Annotated in this window: 19 protein-coding genes and 2 pseudogenes; 9 read left to right on the top strand and 12 right to left on the bottom strand. The window is 57.9% G+C overall.

Annotated elements, in window-relative coordinates; translation table 11 throughout:
* Nucleotides 1-7: 7 nt before the first annotated feature.
* From ACPYOJ_RS06710 to ACPYOJ_RS06700, 3 genes are all read right to left on the bottom strand, one after another.
* Nucleotides 8-460 (bottom strand): hypothetical protein, encoded by a 453-nt coding sequence (locus tag ACPYOJ_RS06710; RefSeq protein WP_481415551.1) that lies wholly within the window; start codon nucleotides 458-460, stop codon nucleotides 8-10.
* 140 nt (nucleotides 461-600) lie between these two features.
* Nucleotides 601-831 (bottom strand): hypothetical protein, encoded by a 231-nt coding sequence (locus ACPYOJ_RS06705; protein WP_481415550.1) that lies wholly within the window; start codon nucleotides 829-831, stop codon nucleotides 601-603.
* Nucleotides 832-844: 13 nt separating this feature from the next.
* Nucleotides 845-1,483, bottom strand: a complete 639-nt coding sequence (locus ACPYOJ_RS06700) for a glycoside hydrolase family 19 protein (RefSeq protein WP_481415549.1) — start codon at nucleotides 1,481-1,483, stop codon at nucleotides 845-847.
* A 49-nt stretch (nucleotides 1,484-1,532) separates the two neighbouring features.
* Here ACPYOJ_RS06700 and ACPYOJ_RS06695 point away from each other — a divergent pair, with 49 nt between their 5' ends.
* The 3 genes from ACPYOJ_RS06695 (at nucleotide 1,533) to ACPYOJ_RS06685 (ending at nucleotide 4,073) form a co-directional block, all read left to right on the top strand.
* Nucleotides 1,533-1,706, top strand: coding sequence for a hypothetical protein (locus tag ACPYOJ_RS06695; RefSeq protein WP_481415548.1), 174 nt, complete (start codon nucleotides 1,533-1,535; stop codon nucleotides 1,704-1,706).
* Nucleotides 1,707-2,183: 477 nt separating this feature from the next.
* Complete coding sequence (locus ACPYOJ_RS06690; protein ID WP_481415547.1) at nucleotides 2,184-2,417, top strand: low affinity iron permease family protein; 234 nt, start codon at nucleotides 2,184-2,186, stop codon at nucleotides 2,415-2,417.
* Nucleotides 2,418-2,765: 348 nt separating this feature from the next.
* Nucleotides 2,766-4,073 (top strand): polysaccharide pyruvyl transferase family protein, encoded by a 1,308-nt coding sequence (locus tag ACPYOJ_RS06685; RefSeq protein WP_481415605.1) that lies wholly within the window; start codon nucleotides 2,766-2,768, stop codon nucleotides 4,071-4,073.
* An 873-nt stretch (nucleotides 4,074-4,946) separates the two neighbouring features.
* Here ACPYOJ_RS06685 and ACPYOJ_RS06680 read toward each other — a convergent pair.
* Together ACPYOJ_RS06680 and ACPYOJ_RS06675 are read right to left on the bottom strand one after the other, a co-directional pair.
* Nucleotides 4,947-5,273 carry a hypothetical protein gene (locus ACPYOJ_RS06680; RefSeq protein WP_481415546.1) on the bottom strand — a complete coding sequence of 109 codons (327 nt, stop codon included), beginning with the start codon at nucleotides 5,271-5,273 and terminating at the stop codon, nucleotides 4,947-4,949.
* A gap of 1,106 nt (nucleotides 5,274-6,379) precedes the next feature.
* A complete protein-coding gene (locus ACPYOJ_RS06675; protein ID WP_481415545.1) occupies nucleotides 6,380-7,273 on the bottom strand; it encodes an NAD(P)/FAD-dependent oxidoreductase in 894 nt (297 codons plus the stop codon).
* A 219-nt stretch (nucleotides 7,274-7,492) separates the two neighbouring features.
* Between ACPYOJ_RS06675 and ACPYOJ_RS06670 the strand changes: the two genes are divergently transcribed.
* Entirely contained in the window at nucleotides 7,493-8,140 is a 648-nt protein-coding gene (locus tag ACPYOJ_RS06670; protein ID WP_481415544.1) for a TetR/AcrR family transcriptional regulator, read from the top strand.
* A gap of 96 nt (nucleotides 8,141-8,236) precedes the next feature.
* Here the strand turns inward: ACPYOJ_RS06670 and ACPYOJ_RS06665 are convergent.
* A pseudogene (locus tag ACPYOJ_RS06665) lies at nucleotides 8,237-8,457 on the bottom strand (transposase domain-containing protein); the annotation flags it as partial.
* Between the two features lie 306 nt (nucleotides 8,458-8,763).
* Here ACPYOJ_RS06665 and ACPYOJ_RS06660 point away from each other — a divergent pair.
* The 3 genes and pseudogenes from ACPYOJ_RS06660 (at nucleotide 8,764) to ACPYOJ_RS06650 (ending at nucleotide 10,815) form a co-directional block, all read left to right on the top strand.
* On the top strand, nucleotides 8,764-8,943 hold the full coding sequence (locus ACPYOJ_RS06660; protein ID WP_481415543.1) for a hypothetical protein: 180 nt from the start codon (nucleotides 8,764-8,766) through the stop codon (nucleotides 8,941-8,943).
* A pseudogene (locus ACPYOJ_RS06655) lies at nucleotides 8,930-9,757 on the top strand (recombinase family protein); the annotation flags it as partial. The gene ACPYOJ_RS06660 and the pseudogene ACPYOJ_RS06655, both read left to right, overlap by 14 nt.
* An 884-nt stretch (nucleotides 9,758-10,641) precedes the next feature.
* Entirely contained in the window at nucleotides 10,642-10,815 is a 174-nt protein-coding gene (locus ACPYOJ_RS06650) for a hypothetical protein (protein ID WP_481415542.1), read from the top strand.
* A gap of 105 nt (nucleotides 10,816-10,920) precedes the next feature.
* Here the strand turns inward: ACPYOJ_RS06650 and ACPYOJ_RS06645 are convergent, their stop codons facing one another.
* The 5 genes from ACPYOJ_RS06645 to ACPYOJ_RS06625 all read right to left on the bottom strand — a co-directional run bounded on the left by ACPYOJ_RS06645 (nucleotide 10,921) and on the right by ACPYOJ_RS06625 (nucleotide 13,604).
* Nucleotides 10,921-11,280: a hypothetical protein gene (locus tag ACPYOJ_RS06645; RefSeq protein WP_481415541.1), complete on the bottom strand. Its 360-nt coding sequence runs from the start codon at nucleotides 11,278-11,280 to the stop codon at nucleotides 10,921-10,923.
* A 435-nt stretch (nucleotides 11,281-11,715) separates the two neighbouring features.
* Nucleotides 11,716-11,886 (bottom strand): hypothetical protein, encoded by a 171-nt coding sequence (locus ACPYOJ_RS06640; RefSeq protein WP_168832272.1) that lies wholly within the window; start codon nucleotides 11,884-11,886, stop codon nucleotides 11,716-11,718.
* Between the two features lie 391 nt (nucleotides 11,887-12,277).
* Nucleotides 12,278-12,415 (bottom strand): hypothetical protein, encoded by a 138-nt coding sequence (locus ACPYOJ_RS06635; RefSeq protein WP_481415540.1) that lies wholly within the window; start codon nucleotides 12,413-12,415, stop codon nucleotides 12,278-12,280.
* Between the two features lie 655 nt (nucleotides 12,416-13,070).
* Complete coding sequence (locus ACPYOJ_RS06630; protein ID WP_481415539.1) at nucleotides 13,071-13,220, bottom strand: hypothetical protein; 150 nt, start codon at nucleotides 13,218-13,220, stop codon at nucleotides 13,071-13,073.
* Between the two features lie 57 nt (nucleotides 13,221-13,277).
* Complete coding sequence (locus tag ACPYOJ_RS06625; RefSeq protein ID WP_481415538.1) at nucleotides 13,278-13,604, bottom strand: hypothetical protein; 327 nt, start codon at nucleotides 13,602-13,604, stop codon at nucleotides 13,278-13,280.
* 141 nt (nucleotides 13,605-13,745) lie between these two features.
* Between ACPYOJ_RS06625 and ACPYOJ_RS06620 the strand changes: the two genes are divergently transcribed.
* Both ACPYOJ_RS06620 and ACPYOJ_RS06615 read left to right on the top strand, forming a co-directional pair.
* Nucleotides 13,746-14,009, top strand: coding sequence for a DUF982 domain-containing protein (locus ACPYOJ_RS06620; protein WP_168832256.1), 264 nt, complete (start codon nucleotides 13,746-13,748; stop codon nucleotides 14,007-14,009).
* A gap of 363 nt (nucleotides 14,010-14,372) precedes the next feature.
* Nucleotides 14,373-14,621, top strand: coding sequence for a DUF982 domain-containing protein (locus ACPYOJ_RS06615; protein WP_481415537.1), 249 nt, complete (start codon nucleotides 14,373-14,375; stop codon nucleotides 14,619-14,621).
* A 603-nt stretch (nucleotides 14,622-15,224) separates the two neighbouring features.
* On the opposite strand, the gene ACPYOJ_RS06610 is transcribed toward ACPYOJ_RS06615, so the two are convergent.
* Complete coding sequence (locus ACPYOJ_RS06610) at nucleotides 15,225-16,967, bottom strand: PAS domain-containing sensor histidine kinase (protein ID WP_481415536.1); 1,743 nt, start codon at nucleotides 16,965-16,967, stop codon at nucleotides 15,225-15,227.
* Between the last annotated feature and the right edge of the window lie 145 nt (nucleotides 16,968-17,112).

Raw genomic sequence — 17,112 nt, 5'->3', positions numbered from 1 at the left:
AATGCCCTCAATTTCTATTATCAGCGCCCCGCCGCATCCACGGCGTCAACGCATGCGTTGCGACCGACCTCGGCAGCGTTCGAGCGGTGCGATCAGAGGACTCCTCCTGCGTCATATCTCGGTCAGGTTTCGGCGATAGCGCCGGCGTCGGCCGTCGGCATGCAGGAGGAAGGGTCACTGTCACAACCTTGGTTATGACGATCGGTTCTGGGCGCAAGCGGACACGATCAGCGGTAAGGCTGACATCGCCGCCATGAGGTAAGGTCGCATTTCGTTTCCTCAGTTCTTCGAGTTGCTGTGATGCCGCATTGATGCGCTCGGACACCTCTACCTCGATCTGCAGATCGTGCTCGGCCTGGTCGGCGATCTTCTTATTGGCTTCGGCGTTTGCCTTCTCGATCTTTGCGGTCCATTGAGCATCGGCTAGCTCAGTGGCGTTTGCTGCCGCCTGGTCGCCCATGGAATTGATCTCCCGAACGGCGAGATATGCAACGCCAGCCGCCAAGAGAAACAGAAGGCCGGGGGCGAGAGCGGCGGCAAGGGGTCGATAGGCCGAAGATCATGGCTTCACCTCAATGGTTGTGTCGGTATCGCCCTGCTCTATCGCCTGCTGGGCACGACCACCTTGCGGGCTGAGTTCGTCTCCCACACGGCGCCGAACACATAGCTGCCGATGATGCCGCCGAAGAGCAGGATCAGATTCATGGCGATCGCTGAGTGCGAGACAGCCAGGTATGTGACGATCGCCGCAATCCGAAGCAGCGACAGGATGATGATCCGCCGGCGAACGGCCCGATCCGGCGAGGCCTTGTGAGCCATGAAGAACTTCATGCGTTGACACCCTTCAGGGCTTCATCGAAGCGCTTGGCGTAGCTTGCGATGTCCTCAACCCGATCAATGCCGTTGATGATCCGACGGGCGTTGATCCAGTTGGTCGTGTCGGCATCGAAGTAGTTCGAGAGCTTGCGGCCGGTAAACTGCCCCGGGTCATGCCGGTGAACATGATCTTCACGGCGACATCGTCGTGCATGGCGAGGTCCGGCTCCGCGACGAGATCGACGCCGACGATCGGGCTCATGCGCTCATAGTTAGCCTTCTGGGTCAGCTGTACGAGCCCACGGCCGAGCCAGGTCTTCTCTTGTATGTCATTGCGCCAATAAGGAGATTTGACCCACGGCATCCGGCCCCGCTTCCATGAGCTTTCGAGACGGGCGATCGCCTGGTCAACGGTCGGGTTTTCATCCTCGTTCGGCAGCCGCGTCTCAATTACCGGCAGCATGGTCTGGGCGGTCTCATGGAAAGCCGTCGCCAGCATGTAGGCCAGCCTGCGCGGGTCGATCTCAGCCTTGCCAGCTTCGTCGAGGATCGCCTCGATACCGCTGACCTGAAAACTGCGACAGCGCCCCTTTAAACAAAGAGGCGCGCACGGTCGCGAGGAATTTCGCACGAACCATAGAATGCTCAGAGTTGTCGAAAGGTTCAAGCAAGCTACCGGCGCGACAAAGCGAGCTGCTTGCAATACGTGAGTTAGCGTGAGCACAAAGCCGGAAGTCGATTCCCGCTTGTGCCCGATGATCATGAGGATCTTCGATATGGTCTATGACTGGGCTGGTGTGCGTACCCGGCGTGTCCGCAGAATTAAATTGGCGGCAGCCTCAATCATGGCACTGATGATCCTCGCCGCGCCGGTTCTTGCCTTGACCTAAGTCTCGGATCGAACGGCCGTGGCGCATATCAATCTCCGGGTACCCGTAGACGTTCATTGAGACGGCCGAATACGCGCGAGCCTCAAGTTGCCGCGCCGTACTGTCGCCCGCGACTAAGACCCTTGAAAAATCGGGTAGTTCCAGAGAGGTGTGCCTCTGCTAAGGACGCCGCGCGGCGATTAGTTGCAGTTGCCGCAAAGCGAGACTCGGCAGGACCCCAGATCCTATGCCGGGTCTCCACCCTCGCAGCGAAGCGCCGCGTGGAAGTTTGTGCGTGCATTGTAGGGTGTTCTTGAAAGTGAAGCCCGCCTCAGCGAGTGGCCTTTGGGGTATCAGGTGGAACTAGGATGCGCGAGGCGGGTTGCGGCTCCAGCAATGGATGGAGAACCCGATGCAGTGGCAATCCTTTTTGACACACCTAGGTACTTGGACTGCTCGTGCATCGGCTTTCGTGATCGTATTCCTTTATGCCATCGGATGGCTCGTCTTCAGCCCGAAGACATTGATTGGCATGGCGCTGCCACGCTTGCCACATGGTTGATGACGTTGTTCATCCAGCGCGCCGAGCACCGAGACACCCAAGCCATTCACGCCAAACTAGACGAACTGCTTCATACGCAGGGCGAGGCGAGGAACGAGATTACGCGTATGGATGAGAAGGAGCCGGAAGAGATCGAGGGCTTCCGGCAGGTCCAAAAGACAGAGGAGTAACAGAGGACCATGGGGCGGCGGCGAGGTCTAAAAACCATCAGCCCGGGACCCTACGCAGGGTCTCCGCCTCCGCGGGGCCGCGAAGCGCCGCGTAAAAGTTTGAGCGGTTCATTGTTGTTCCTTGGCGGAGAAGGCGCAGGGAGCGGTGGCTAGTGTACCGAGTACATGCCTACGGATTATCTTCATCGGCCGGAGCGAATTCAGCAGGCGCTGGCAAATTATAGTGATTATCGTTGAGTACTCAGCGTTGTCGGTTATCTCCGACCAAGTATCAAGAAGCGCTTGATCTATAAACCTGACTATGCACATTTAGATTTATTCGATGTGTTTAGAAGGTTCTCGGCCGCCATGCTAAGCGCTATCTCTTCAGCCATTCATTGGCGCCTGGGCAAGGCCAACAAAGGCAAAGACAAGCAAAAGTTCGCAAATCACATCTTTGAGGCCGTTAAGGACAAGCCGCATCAGGACGCCAAACTTCGTCGAGGTGTCGGGTTGCTTGTCGATGAGAAAATGTATGGCCACGCGCTCGAGCTCTGTGACAGAAAACTTGCCGGCGATACTTCGGGCTTCTGGACCCATTACCGGACATTCGTCGAGGAATTGGCGCGGGCGAAAAGTTCAAACGGCAATTTCAAGCTGGCGTTATTCAATGACACGGACTTCCGGGTCAACATAGGATGTCGGCTAACGAGCCAAGGGTTAAAAAATAAGATCCGCAAGATCTTCCCTGAAGCCGCGATCACGTCACTTGGGTTTCGGTTTTCAGCCTTTCGAGAAGATTTCGCGATAAGCATCGCCGTGAAAAATCCAGATCAAGATGAACTCAAGAACCGTCTGCGGGTTGGCTATGGCGACAACGCCCTCGGTACCATCATGGAGTCCAGTTTCGTGGTCCTCCAACCGGAAGGTTCTCTTGATCCCAAGACGACAATGGAGGGCCTTGCAACCTTTTTCACGCCCGTGCTCCTTGCACAGCAAATAGGGAAACCCTATGCCGTCTTGAACGGTACCATCCCAATCTACTCAGACGAGCGGGACGTCTATCTTCGCATGCTGTTCGAAACGCTGAAGTTCGTTGCGGCACGCGATGAAATATCGGCAAGTCATCACAATGTAAGATTTCTGCCGGATGCCGCCTTTCTACGCATCCCTCCGCCCCAAGCCTCAGAGCGAGATGGTTGTCTGATAACCACTGGCGCTCGCAACGATCCGGCGGATGACATCACGATATTCAAAGCCGCAATTGACGCATGTGACACGCTTTCCCTGCGCCCCATAGTGCTCACCCACGCCGTTGATCGCCTCGCCGAATTCGAGCGGGACATAGTGGCACGGGGCGGTATCTTCGCTGAAACCGCCAGTATCGAGAAGGCTGCTGAGACATTGTCCCGATGCGGTCTGCACATCGGCGGCCGTTTCCACATGGCGATATTTAGCATTTTGTGCCATGTGCCAACGCTACTGTTCGACGTGAAGACACATAAAAACCAGTGGTTAGCACAATACTCGCCGCTCGTCCGCCTGGTGAAACCCGGGTCGGATTTAAACGTCGAAGCTCGCACCTTTCTTGACGAAGCGCCCGACCAGTCGTCGCCAAGGGTTGCCGGCTACGAGGAATTCTTGGCCGCCGCTTACAGCGCCAAAGCTCTGCGGTAGCGAAAAACTTCTTAGCCCATCTAATCCACATCGCATCAACCTATTCGTTTCCATGTTCGTTCTCCGGTTGAATGAGTTTTTGCTTGGAACAAACCGCCCGAGATTGCGTTCGATTGCCGATGAGCACCAACAGATACAACTTGACGCGAAATTTGCTGACCGGCTGGGACGTCGTCGACTCTCACACCAGTCTGCTTGCGGAGATGCCACCCGGAACGCCACTCAAGGGGCTCCGGAGGGCTGAGGCAGAAGAACTCTGCCACTTGCTGAACATCAACCTGAATCAAGCCATTAGCGAGCCTGAGGGTAATTCACCAGGTCGAGCCTCAGCAGACGAGAATTAGGCCGGGTTCGAAGCCCCGGCCGGTATTCAGACCGGTCAGCCAAGCAGCAGACCGATGTGGTCCTTCTTGATCGCTGGGCAGCCCCAGGCCGCTGCGATCTCTTACTGGATCTGGCGATACTGCTCGTAAGGCGAGACCTCGAGGAAAGACCGGAGAGCGGATCGGTGATGATGATGCGGTCGGCCGCCATATCGCCCTTTGCAGGGAGAGCCGGCGCTCGGGTGGCGAGAGCAATAGCCGAGCGCGGGAAGAACATGTTGCGAGCGGAGTTGCCGACAACCGTAATCGCCGTTGCAGAGGCTGGGATAGCCTGACGAAGGCCCGGATCCTGCACATGATCGTACCAGCGTTCAATACGTCGGAGTCACCAGAGGCCACCACATACTGGTTGGTATCTCCTGCGAAGGTGATGACGTCACCAGCAAGGATCGTGCCGTGCCCGCAGACGCTAGCGTGATCACAGTCGTGCCGACGGCATAGCTCGCAGTGTTCGTCGTTGCCGATGCACCAGTGCCCTTGGTGAAGTCCTTCACACCAGGGAGTTGCGAAGTGCGAAGTTCTGCAGGCGATCGGTGATGCCGTTGCGGAGCATGTCTTCGCGGCCGGCTTCGTTGACCTTGAAGAGAACCGACCGCTTACCGCAGAGGTTCTGCATCGCGCCGGAACCAAGCACAATCTGGAAGTCCAGTCCCTGGGCGCCGTCGTCGTAGAGGATGCGCAGCGCGCCAGCGGTATCGCTGAGATCGTAGGCGGTACCAAAAGGCGCCGCTCCGGCCGTACCGACAGCGCGAGATGCATTCACATGTAGCGCGCCAAGATCGGCTTCGATTTCGTTCACCAGCGTGCGGATGGGCAAACTGGTCGCGAGGGATGATGTTGTAGTTGGCGCCGTTGTTGTCGAGAGCGCGCTTTTCTTCGCCGTTCCAGCGGATCGGTACGCGGCGTGCCTTGGTGATGGTCATCTGGACGTTCCGATGGTCTGGTTACCATCGTTCGGCGAAAATGACGTCGAACGTATTGTAAAGCGTGGGCGTAAGACCGGTGAGCGTATTAGCCATTGAGCTTGCCCTTTCTAGGAGTTGATGGCGATGTCATTGGGGTGGGTTGGGCTATCCAGCCCGGAACACCGCCATCCATCCGGATCGCGGCAGAGACTGCGGGTTATTCGGTGACCGTGAAGCCTTCGCGGATCGTGGGTCGTGACCGGGCTCGTGCGGCCGCCGGACAACCCTATAAGCTGGAATACTTCAGGCGAAAGCACCGTCTCACCACCGAGCAGGCGAGAGAGATCATTAAGCAGGCGGGCAACAGTCGCGAGAAAGCGAATGAGCTTGCCGCGAAGGCACTTAAAAAGTAGCGGTTCCTACTTACAATCAGCTAGCGAAGCCATCTTGCCTCCGGGAAGCACTTGCGCCAACCTCCAATGCAACCTGGGGAGTGAATGAATTGGTACATCGACACTTGCCCGATATCCGATGAACCAGCCCAGGAGGAGCTATCGGGGATAGAAGACATTGCCGAGTACATCTGCCCTCCTGCGGCCGATTTCGGATCACGAGAACCGCCTTGGCGATGATCCTCCACCGAACCCAGAAGCCAAAGAGTTCGCACTTACACAAGCGAAGATGAGGGTAGAGGCAGGCGAGATCCCGACGATCGATAGCTCTCTGCTTTAGTCCGGTTGACCCACTTTACGCCGTGAAGGGTGGCTTATCCCGGAGAACAAAGGTAAGCGGTGTTCTCTTCGCACGTTGACCAAGCGCGGTGGGAGGTAACGATACCAACCCGCTGGGAGGTGATGGCAACCAAGCGCCAAAAGCGGTCATACCGGGGCGGTCCGCGAAGGAAGCACGAACCGCAGCCGAGGCGCGGGCGCGTATCTAATGGGGCTGATCAGCGAGCGCGCTGGCCACGCCGCCTAGCGTCGCAAGATCGATTGCCTCCGGGTCGGAATCTGTGCTCTTAAATGAGCATCGACTGCTGAGCGAAGATACCCGCCATCGCGCCTTGCCATATCGCCGTAGTGACCGAGGGGATGCCAGGGTTGGAAAGGTCACCGGCGGCGTAGATGCCAGGCATGCTGGTTTCACGGCGCTCGTCGGTTTTGAGGGCGATGCCGGTTGGCGTATTGACCGTGGCCAGGCCCAGTGCGTCATGAAGGGTTGCGGACGGCTTATTGCGCGGATGGGCGAACAGGATATCGACCGCGACATTGGGCCCAGTATCCATCTTGATGATTGCCCCATGGCTCCCCTGGCGTGCAATTTCGATGATCCGACCATCAACGAGAGGTACTTGGCGGTCCGCTAGATCGGTCCTTATGTCGAGGGTGATGTCGTGACCATTGCCGAAGACGGTCAACCTGTCAGTCCAATCTTTAAACAGCCTGACCTGATTCATCGACTGCGGGCCAGACCAGACAAGGCCCCAATGCTGGTCAGCTACTTCGAAGCCGTCGCAGTAGGGGCATGGAATGACGGATGTGCCCCAGTTCTCGGCAAAACCCGGAACATCAGGCATCTGATCGACAACGCCATAGCTCAGTATGAGGCGGCGCGCGCTAAGTGTTTCACCATCGCCAGTAAGAACAGAGAAATTGTCGATTGTACCGGAGATGCCGTCCGCGCGGGCATTGACCATCCTTATAGCAGGGTAGCGCGCGAGTTGCTGCCGCGCCACAGCCAGGATGTCGGCCGGTGGCTTGTCGTCGTGGCCGAGCACACCGTGCGAGCGGCCAGCGAAGCGGTTGCGCTGAAGCCCGGTATCGAGAACGATGACATTGCGGCGGGCACGACCAAGCTGCAGAGCGGCGGCGAGGCCAGCAAACCTGCCGCCGATGATGATCACGTGATTCATTGTGGTGGGCTCCGAGTTGCGGATAGAGGGGGCTGGATTGGATTTTGTGGTGGCCTCAGCCGGAGGGACGCCAATGGCCGACATTGCGGCCAGCTTCAGCAGTGTTCGTCGATGCATGGAGCCCTCGCGGCTTAGGTCGGCGCAATTCGACTTGCACGTTTCGGATACTGAATGGTATCGTAAATTCGAATAACGATACTGTCAAGGATCGCAATTGTCATGAGTGAAGATGTCCAGAACCGACGGGGCAGGCCCACCAACGAGGCGCTCGGTCAAACGATAGTAGATGCCGCGTGCGAACTGTTTGAGGAACTGGGATTTCATGGGGCGACGTTGGATCAGGTCGCTCAGCGCGCGAAGATATCCAAGCTGAGCATCTACAAGCATTTCGAGAACAAGGAGGCGTTATTTGGTGCGGCCTTTGCGGCCCGCTGCCAGCAATTGGTGCCGCAGAAGCTTTTTGATGGCGTCGATGGTTCAGCCGAAGATCAGCTCATGGCGGCGGGATCGTCACTGCTTCGCACGCTTCTGCGCCCGGAGGTCCGCAATGTCGAAGCCATGGTCATGGCCGACACGCCAAACCAGAAGTCGTTGAGCAAGGTCCATTACGAAGCAGGCCCCGCCCATATCATTGCGCAAATCGAGAGCTTGTTGCGTCAGTTGCATGCAAAGTCGCTTCTGAACGTGCCCGATCCTCTCCGGTCCGCCCGCTTGTTTGCCGCGCTTTTCAAGGGCTCCGATCTCCTGATTATCGCACGCTTCGACGACGCCAGAGCAGAGGACGACAACGAGATCGAATCCTATTGCCGGTCGGCGGTCGCCATGTTCATCGCTGCGCACGGTGGCAGTGAACAAGCGGTCGGATAGCCTGGAAGAGACCATGGAGGGGCCGCTCGCTTGAGATTTGGCCATGTGCATTGACCCCGCGTAACATCGTTTTTCGCTTTGAGCCGACCGCAGACTTTAGCTGTTTGTCCGCCGTGAACAGCTCCACGGCATCAGCACATCGATCTGACTCTGCTTATGGCCGCTGACGATGCGGTGAGCGTAGCAGTCAGATAGGCAAACGGATCAACCGAATTGAGCTTGCAGGTCTCTATAAGCGAGGCCATAGTCGCCCAGTTCTCCGCTCCAGCTTCATGGCCGGTAAAGAGAGCGTTCTTCCGATTGAGGGCAATGCCCCGTTCATTCTGCCCATGTCGGGGATGACGTTGAGGTCTATTACCGCTGGCATCCGTATTTCGGCCAGAGAGTTTCTATTTGCCGTGTCGAAGAACGAGCGACAGGCCGGTTTCTAAAGGTTTTGGTGCCGACAGGTGTCGTCATCGCGATCTCAGGGTGGATGATTGATCCTGTGGTGTGCGGCGGCATGACCATGGGAACGCCACGCGTCGATCTTGCGGCGCTAGTCGAATTGAACAGGCTGGTCTCTGGCGGCACCATAGCGGCACTCTTCCGAAGTGGACGTAGAATCACTCAGGAGGACCATGATGAGATCCCGCGATACGCTGGTGCCGGCGTCGGGCCGGCAGCTCGACCTGATATTCAATACCCGGATGCTCGACGGACTGAGCGACAAGGATCGCAAGAAGGCGATTTCAACGCTGGCTTGCCTGCTGATGCAGGCCGCAGGCCTCGTCGTCGAGGAGCTCAACGATGAGCAACACTGATTTGATTCCGACAGCGCTGCTCGCGCGCAAAGCCATCGTCTACGTACGGCAGTCCTCGCAATCGCAGGTCATGACAAATCTGGAAAGCCAGCGACGGCAGTATGATCTTGTTGACGTTGCGCGACACCACGGCTTCAGTGACATCGAGACCATCGACGACGACCTCGGGCGCTCTGCCAGCGGAACTGTCGCGCGCCCTGGTTTCGACCGTCTTGTCGCCCTTTTATGCGCTGGCCAAGTTGGTGCCGTCTTATGCTTCGATGCTTCACGGCTTGCGCGCAACGGTCGGGACTGGCATCACCTGCTCGAACTATGCGGCCTGGTCGAAGCCCGCGTCATTGACCATGACGGCGTCTACAATCCATGTCGGCCCAATGATTGTCTGCTGCTCGGGATGAAGGGTAGTATCAGCGAGTTCGAACTAGGCGTGCTGAGAGCTCGCATGCTCGATGCCGCCAGATCGAAGGCGCGGCGTGGCGAATTGCGCCTTTCCGTTCCGTTCGGCTACATATGGCATCGGGAGGCGGGGCTTGGGCTGGACCCCGATCTGCGTCTGCAAGAGGTGATCCGATCCATATTCGCCCGCTTCCACGAGCTTGGAAGTGCGCGTCAGGTGCTTCTGTCGATGACGAAAGATCAGATTCACTTCCCGCGGCCGTCGGATGAAGGGCGCATGACCAACTTCGTATGGAAGCCAGTCCGTTATCGCAATGTGATCGGCATCCTCAAAAACTCTTTCTACGCCGGCGTCTATGTCTATGGGAAGAGCGAGAAGCGGACTGCCATCATCAATGGACGCGCGCGGCGCAGTTATGCGATCACAGATCAGGGCGACGAGGACAACGTGGGAGCGGAACACCGGTTACGAACAAAGTCCAATGCGGTACGTTCCCCGTGCCTAAAACCTTGGAGGACTGGACGGACGAAGACCCTATGGCCGCAATCAATGCACAGGCTGATCTGGCCCAGCAGGCAAGGCCGAATATGACGGACTTGCATGCGTTGGCTATGACCTTGCACCAAGACCTTGACGAGCGGTCACTCAAAGAGATCGAAGCGAAATCGGGATGTCTGGCGCCACCGCGGTTTATATTGGTGGGAGTGAGCAAAATCATTTGTACTGGTCGTGGAGCCTTCGCACTTCGCGATAGGAATTTCTACCGGCTTGCTGCCTCGAACCAAATCTACTGAAGTGCGTTCTTCAAGAAAGCAACTGGAGGTGGGTCAAGGATGTCGCGGTACCGCGAGATCGGGCTCAATCGTACGTCCCTGGCCCAGTAGCAGAGAGGATGGGAGCATGCCTCCGTTCATCCTGACTTTCGAGCTCGTCAAGAAGGAGAGCGCACCCCTTTATCGGCCGCTTGTTCGTGACCTCATGCGCCGCGGAGCGCACAAATATCAGCTGTCATGTTGGCTCGTTAACCTGGCCAACACGGCTGCCGAAGTTCACGATTACTATCAGCGGTTCCTTCAAGAGGACGATAGGCTGATGGTGTCCGAGTTGACTCACAACCACAAGCACGATCGATACCACAAAGACACGAGCAACTGGATCGAAGCAAATCCGCCGTTCCGATAACTCTAACAAATTCTCAAAGCCTCTGTCGAAACCGAGAAACTTGGCTTTGGCGAGGGCTTGAGCGAACTTCTCATGCCATGCGTTTTTCAGATGGCATGGCTTAACCTTGGGAGCGTCTCATGAAAGACGACGAGATCGAGCGCCTGGCGAAGCTATTGTGGGAACAAGAAAATCCATCGAAGCCGTGGCTCACTCCAACGTCGCGGAGCGTGCTCGGGCAGGATGTAGTGACCGGTGCCTCCGAAGAGGATCGAGAGCGCTACAGAAACAGAGTCCGAAACGGCGAAAGATGAACTTTCGCCGTGGCGAATAGCCGAAGTCCAACATACGTCGGAGTACCCGCTCCTTTCAGAAGCGTCAGTTTGGCCACCATGCCGGGAGAGCGGCCGCCGCGAATGTCAGCGCCACCAGGGCGAGCTAGACGATCCATGCAGCAGCGTTGCGGACAGGAGGAGGTAGGCGAGCCAGACGGCCTTGCAGGCGATGTGTGAGGCTTGATCCTGAGCGAACGTCGTCCCGCCCCGCCCCGCTGCCTCGTCGATGATCGTGTGAGCCAGCCATTCCGCTAACCCGAGCCACACATTGCCGGTGACCAGCCCTACGCCGGCGTCTTGAATGCCGGAATGTGCGATCAGGTGATAAACGCGCAGCGGACCCGATTGTTTAACCCTGGAGAGGAAAGTCGCTCTGCAGCGGGTAGTCGAGCAGCCAATGAACGGCCAGCAGCATGACGCTAGCCAGAGGATGGTTTCGATCATCTCGCTCTCCGAATGAAAAACCGCTTACGGGGCGGGCTGTGGGCGGCCACCTAAGGGCCCTTGTTCTCTTTTTCCGTATTCATCCGAAGGCAAACCTCGCGTGCAGGAGGGATGACATGAGGTTTGTGCAATTGACCCTGATTGGACAGGCTGCGGTGCCTGTTTTCATAAACCCGGATCAGGTGGTGTCCCTAGTGGCGCTCCCTGATCGTACATCAATAGTCACGACCGCCACCGGTAATCATGGCGCGGCCATTGTGTACGATGTTACAGAGTTGGCTTGCCGAGGTCGGTCGCCTGCTGACGGCTAATCCAGGTGTCGCGGCACCAGGACGAGCGTGAAGCCACAACGCAAGCATGGGAAGCCTGCCACCGCTTAAGGTGACGGGCCGTGATGGTCATTTCCGTGGGATTGGTCAGCAAACCAATCTCTCACTATTTGCGGCCGCCGCTGGGGCGGCGGTTCCCACCTTGACTACTACCCCCTGAGGTCTTGGCATCATTGGCCTGGCCGAAATTGGTGCCGCCGAGATGACCGCCGCCACTCGTGTTGGCAACCTGGCGCTCGGCTCTTCGCCGGATCTCGGCTGCATTGGTCTTGCTCATACTATCTTCCTTCGTTCGAACGGGTAATCGCCTCCGGCTTGCCGCCAGACGACGTAGAAATCGATTTTGAAAGGAAAGATCAGCTTGAACGCGCGGTGCGTGAAACGAAGCTCGACTAGCAATTTCGACGGACGACCTTTGCACCCCAATGTGTTTAAAGCAAGTTCTGCTTTGGGTCGAATTGGCGCCCGAGCCGAAGCCCGGGCGAGTGAGGATGCTTCCGGCGACCAATCCAGGCAGAGCCTCAGACACGAATGATGCCGCTGTTTCACACGCGTCCGGTGCGGGCCATGGCTTCGGCGCCAAGTGCAGGGTCAAGCCCACATGTGCGTTTCGCTGCTCTCCAACGGGCTATAGCCGCCCGGTTCTCAAATTGGCGTGAGGTTTGGCCTCACCGGCTCGGGAAGAATGCGCCCTGGCTCATGCGCGGCCCGAGAGCCGCATGCGAGGCAGCCAGCGTCTCCGCTGCCTCGATGATTCTCGCCCGCACCTGCTCATAGGTACAGTCCGCAAACACCGCCACGTTCATGCCGCTTCCTCATGTCAAGTAGCTCGCCCTGGAGGGGCTTGTAGAATTTCACGCCGATCAAACGCGGAGAACATGGTTTGTCGGTATTCCGCAATTGATGGCCTTAGCCTTGCGCCGGAGCTGCCGAGGTCGATTGCATTGATCACCGACGAGCGACGGCGAGCGGGCCAAGGCGGGGTTCTGGACGAGGATCGAGGAAGCCGCCTTGATCATGTCCCTATTCAGTTCGCGCGCATTAACCGGCGTTCCGTGATTAGCATGCCGGTTGCTACCATTCTCTGCCGGCAGGAGGTCGGAGGACCACGCATCATGACTGCGGTCGAGAAAAGCATTCCAACGGTGCCAGCGAACTCACGGCCTACGAGCACCCGAACGACCTGGTCAAGCTGCGCGTCTTGATTGGAAAGGCGAAGGATGTCTGCATCACAGATCCAACTCCGGCCGGGCGCTCTGGCCGCATCGATACGTATCGGGTGAATTGCGCCTCGAAGGTCATACGCTCGCGAATGGTCGGATCACCGAAGCGGCATTTGATGCTGCCGATCTAGGCGATTCCCTCGACGTTCGAGCCGAAGACACTATTGAACTTCTTCCAGTCGGCTTCGGTGGCGGCGATGGCCACGCGATCAGCTTTGTACTTCTCGGCGCGGTAGAGCTAGACGATGGCGTCATAGTTGGCCTTGGCGCCCTCGCCCCCGTATAGGTCGGCCGAGATGGGCCGTGGGTTGTCGCGGCGGGTGCCGAAGGTGTTGCGCTGGTTGAGGATGAGGATCGCGCTCTCGGTCTCGTCGGCCAGCGCCTTCAACTCGACTATGACTCCACCGGAGATGCGGTCCCGCAGACAGCTTCGGATCGCGCGGCTTCACAATGCCAATGTGGTCGATGACGATAAAAGGCGTCTTGCCGTTGGCGCGCTTTTGATGAAGCGGCGGGCATATGTCACCAGTTGGGTGATGCCCTCTCGCTGGCAGCGGATGATTTCGAGCGGCTGCCGGTCGATCCAAGTCGCGAACTTAATGCAATCGTCCTGCTCTTTCTGGCTCATCATGCGGATTGGATCGCGCTGCTGGCAGACGTTGATGCCGTGCACCTGGGCAATCATCCTGGCGAATGCGTTGAGCTGAGGGCTGATCATAGGAGAGGAGAGAACCGGATGCCGCTCGGCGACCGCGTGGTAGATCAGCTGCACGTGCGGGATGATTTCCCCTCGCCGACGAGGACAGGGGGCCATAGAGGCTGAGGAGAAAACGGATTTCGTTCATGCTGCCACCCCGCACGGCACGGCTCTTGCACGGTTACTAAAGTATTTACCGTCAGGAGTTCGAGTGTAATGAACGGGCACACATTCAGAGCATTCCCTCCGCTGATGCTGGTGATGAGTGGCTCTGAAAAATACAGATTGGTGAAGTCGGTGGGAGACGCTGCCGAAGCCCTGTTCGCTTCCTGGCCCTTCGACGATGGGGAGGAATACCTCGTGGCCGTAAAGACCTGTTTGGAGGCGTTGCACGGCAAGACGGCGGCGGCAGATGCGAGAGCTGCGCTCATCCGAGCGGCCGAGGAAGCTGGCATCCCGGTGATCACTGTCGTTCACTGAGGTCGTCAGGAACAAACTGCGCCACGAATGGATTGGGGCCATAGAAAGGACCCCGCTATGGCGACCATTTCCCCAGACCCGAAACCCAGTCCGAAGCCGGAACCGGTTCCCGACCTCCCGCCCGATGTACCGCAGCCGCCGAACGAGGAGCCGATCCCAGATTTGCCGCCTGCTGAGGTTCCTAATCCGATCCCGATCCCTAAAGACTTTCCACCGATGATGAAGTGAGATCACGGCCGCGTTAACGACGCGCTTGATGATTGAACGGGATTTTTGCCTGCTCAGGACTTTGGTCCCGCGCGCTGGCATCTGGATTATGCCAACCTGCCTCGCCGACAATCATAGGCGCCAACGGAGGAATTCGTGAAAAACGATATATGGGACCGCAGCGTGGAACTGGTGATCGACGGAAAAGACCAATTCCGTACCGTGAAAAGCACCAGGGAGGCTGTAGAATGCTTGATGACTAGTTGGCCAAATCAGAAAGGTCCGGCATACGCGGCGGCTCGGAAGGTATGTCTCAGTGCTCTCAACGGCGGGGAACCCGACCTTGACCCTCGCGACGCGTTCATAGAGGCCGCCAGTGAGTGTGGAATTCTGCGAACGAGTTGAGGTCCTCATGCCGCGCTCCTCTCGTTCCGCTGCATGCGAAGATCCATAAGCGGTTGCTGATACCGTCCGGCATTTACCTTCATCTCGCGGATGCCCCAGCAGATCGCCAGGGCGCAGGGCTCTCACCTCCGAAGAGTTTGCCACGGCATATTGGAAGGCCCGCAAAGCCGCACGGCCGCTCAGGGAGCAAGTTGGCGAAGCCAAGGCTCTATCATTCGTCGTGAAGCCAAACACGTTCCAGTCGACATGCGCTCCCTCGCCTTCACCAGCTTGGACAAGACAACGCGCGACCGGCGCCGGAATATCATGGAGGCAATGTGGGCCGAAGCGACCAGTGAGAAGGATGCGCCTCTTCGCTGACACCCGCTGCACCAAGGATGATCGGCTCTGATAAAGGCACTGATATGGCGGTCCTCCAGATCCCATCCGTCATCTGACCGCACTGCCTTTTGGTGACTCCGATGCATTGCGGGTGCCCACATTACGCGCGTGCGTCCCGGCCGCCGTCAAGGAGTTGAACCACATCCGCCCTTAATTACCGGTCGGCCAGCGATCCTCGCTGGCCGGCGCAGTTTGTGCCAGGGGAGCTCACGCCATTGGATTCTACCGTTGAGGGGCAAAATCGTCAGCAATTTGCGACAGGTTAGCTGCAATCACACATTCAACACCATTTCGATTGAAGGTGATCTCGCAAGAGCCCTTAAGCTCCGCTGCCAAAAGGCGCTCGATCAACCTGGAGCCAAATCCCTTCGTTGCCGGCGGTAGAACGTCCGGACCGCCTTCCTCTTTCCAGCGTAGTCGAAGTACGGCGTTTACAGACATGTCGTGCTGCCAGTCGATAGAAACGAGACCGGTGGAGACGGACAGCGCTCCGTATTTGGCAGCATTGGTCGCCAGTTCGTGAAGCGCCAGCGAAAGCGAAACGACAGCCTTCGGGGGTAGCGATACCGATGGTCCTTCGACGCGAAACCTCTCGCCTGGATAAGGTGAGATCGCCTGTTCGACGACCGTTCGAAGATCAGCGTGTTGCCAATCACCGTTCAAGAGCAAGTCCTGTGCCCTTCCGAGCGACGTTAACCTTGCTAGGAAAGCTTCTACATCTTTTTTGTTCGTGGCGTCACGCCCTATTGTCTGCCGCGCGATTGCAGCAACCGTGGCGAGAATGTTCTTGACGCGATGATTCAATTCACCCGCCAACATGGCCTGCAGACGTTCCGCCTCCTTTCGCGCAGAAATGTCGTGGGCGACTTTGGAAGCGCCGATGACCTTTCCGGATGCATCTAGAATGGGAGAGACGCTCAGAAGAACGTCGACCTGCCGCCCGCCCTTGCGCGTTCGTTTGGTCTCGTAGGGTTCTACCACCAGACCGGCCTTGATCTGCCGCAGGATCGAAGGCTCTTCGTCTTTGCGGTCATCGGGAACGAGCGTCAGAACCGATTGACCGATGACCTCCTCCTCGGAGTAGCCGTAGAGGCGCGCGGCGGCGGCGTTCCAGCTGGTGATCGTCATCTCGAGGTCGATGCCCAAGATAGCGTCGTTGGACGAGGCGATCATGGACGCAAGATGCCGTTCGACTTCCTGAATTCGTTTGCGCTCGGTGACATCGATCGTGATGGCAACGGCCTTGGAGATCCGACCTTGCTCGTCCCGGATGGCCGAGACCGAGTCGGCAACCCAGATCAGGCTACCGTCACCGCGAATGTAGCGCTTTTCGATATTGAAGCTCTCTCCGGTCTCGACCAAACGCCTGAACAGCCTGGCGTTTTCTGGCAGGTCATCCCTATAGGTTATGTCCTGCATCCGCGTTCCGATTAATTGTTCGGCCGGGTGGCCAACAATGTCGCAAAAGCGCTGGTTGACGCTCACGAGCTCTCCGGTTGGCTCGCCAAGGGCGATGCCTGCCGCCGATTGTGAGAAGATCGCTCGAAGACGTTCCTCGCTTTCGCGGACAGCCGCGTCGGCGTTGACGCGTTCGGTCGTCTCGTTGACGATGCACAACACTCCACGGACGGCTTTGTGCTCATTCCGTACGGGTGAGTAGGAAATATCGAAGTACACCGTTTCCGGAAATCCATGCCGTTCGATGTAGAAAGGCCGGTCTTTGGCCGCGACGGTTTCACCGTTCTCCAGCACACGCTTGAGGAGCGGCTCCAGATCGTCCCAAAGCTCGGACCAGTATTCCCGAGCCGGCCTGCCAAACGCATGGGGGTGCTTGTCCCCGATCGTCGGGGCGTAGCTGTCGTTGTAGAAGGCAACGAATTCAAGGCCCCAGAACATAACGATCTGGGCCTGCGAGGGCAGCATGATGTCGAGCGCGGAATGCAGACAGTTAGGCCACTGAGACATCGGGCCGACCGGTGACGACTCCCAATCGACCGAAGCCAGAAGTGCCTGCGCGCTTGCCCCCCTTGAGGCATGCGGTATTTGTTCAGCCAGTGGCGCGTTCCCCTCTACTTTCCCAACTACGACCCGTCGATCATGATCGGCCTGA

Source organism: Rhizobium sp. SVR5-9E (assembly GCF_056755095.1).
The sequence above is the reverse complement of the archived record's forward strand: the minus strand, read 5'-3'. Positions and strand labels throughout refer to the sequence as shown.

Coding starts and splice junctions, on each gene's coding strand:
- ACPYOJ_RS06685 (WP_481415605.1), top strand. CDS start 2,766: ATGCTAAGCGCTATCTCTTCAGCCATTCATTGGCGCCTGGGCAAGGCC.
- ACPYOJ_RS06660 (WP_481415543.1), top strand. CDS start 8,764: ATGAGATCCCGCGATACGCTGGTGCCGGCGTCGGGCCGGCAGCTCGAC.
- ACPYOJ_RS06690 (WP_481415547.1), top strand. CDS start 2,184: ATGGCTCGTCTTCAGCCCGAAGACATTGATTGGCATGGCGCTGCCACG.
- ACPYOJ_RS06650 (WP_481415542.1), top strand. CDS start 10,642: ATGAAAGACGACGAGATCGAGCGCCTGGCGAAGCTATTGTGGGAACAA.
- ACPYOJ_RS06705 (WP_481415550.1), bottom strand. CDS start 831: ATGAAGTTCTTCATGGCTCACAAGGCCTCGCCGGATCGGGCCGTTCGC.
- ACPYOJ_RS06675 (WP_481415545.1), bottom strand. CDS start 7,273: ATGAATCACGTGATCATCATCGGCGGCAGGTTTGCTGGCCTCGCCGCC.
- ACPYOJ_RS06620 (WP_168832256.1), top strand. CDS start 13,746: ATGAACGGGCACACATTCAGAGCATTCCCTCCGCTGATGCTGGTGATG.
- ACPYOJ_RS06635 (WP_481415540.1), bottom strand. CDS start 12,415: ATGAACGTGGCGGTGTTTGCGGACTGTACCTATGAGCAGGTGCGGGCG.
- ACPYOJ_RS06640 (WP_168832272.1), bottom strand. CDS start 11,886: ATGAGCAAGACCAATGCAGCCGAGATCCGGCGAAGAGCCGAGCGCCAG.
- ACPYOJ_RS06670 (WP_481415544.1), top strand. CDS start 7,493: ATGAGTGAAGATGTCCAGAACCGACGGGGCAGGCCCACCAACGAGGCG.
- ACPYOJ_RS06710 (WP_481415551.1), bottom strand. CDS start 460: ATGGGCGACCAGGCGGCAGCAAACGCCACTGAGCTAGCCGATGCTCAA.
- ACPYOJ_RS06645 (WP_481415541.1), bottom strand. CDS start 11,280: ATGATCGAAACCATCCTCTGGCTAGCGTCATGCTGCTGGCCGTTCATT.
- ACPYOJ_RS06610 (WP_481415536.1), bottom strand. CDS start 16,967: ATGTCTCAGTGGCCTAACTGTCTGCATTCCGCGCTCGACATCATGCTG.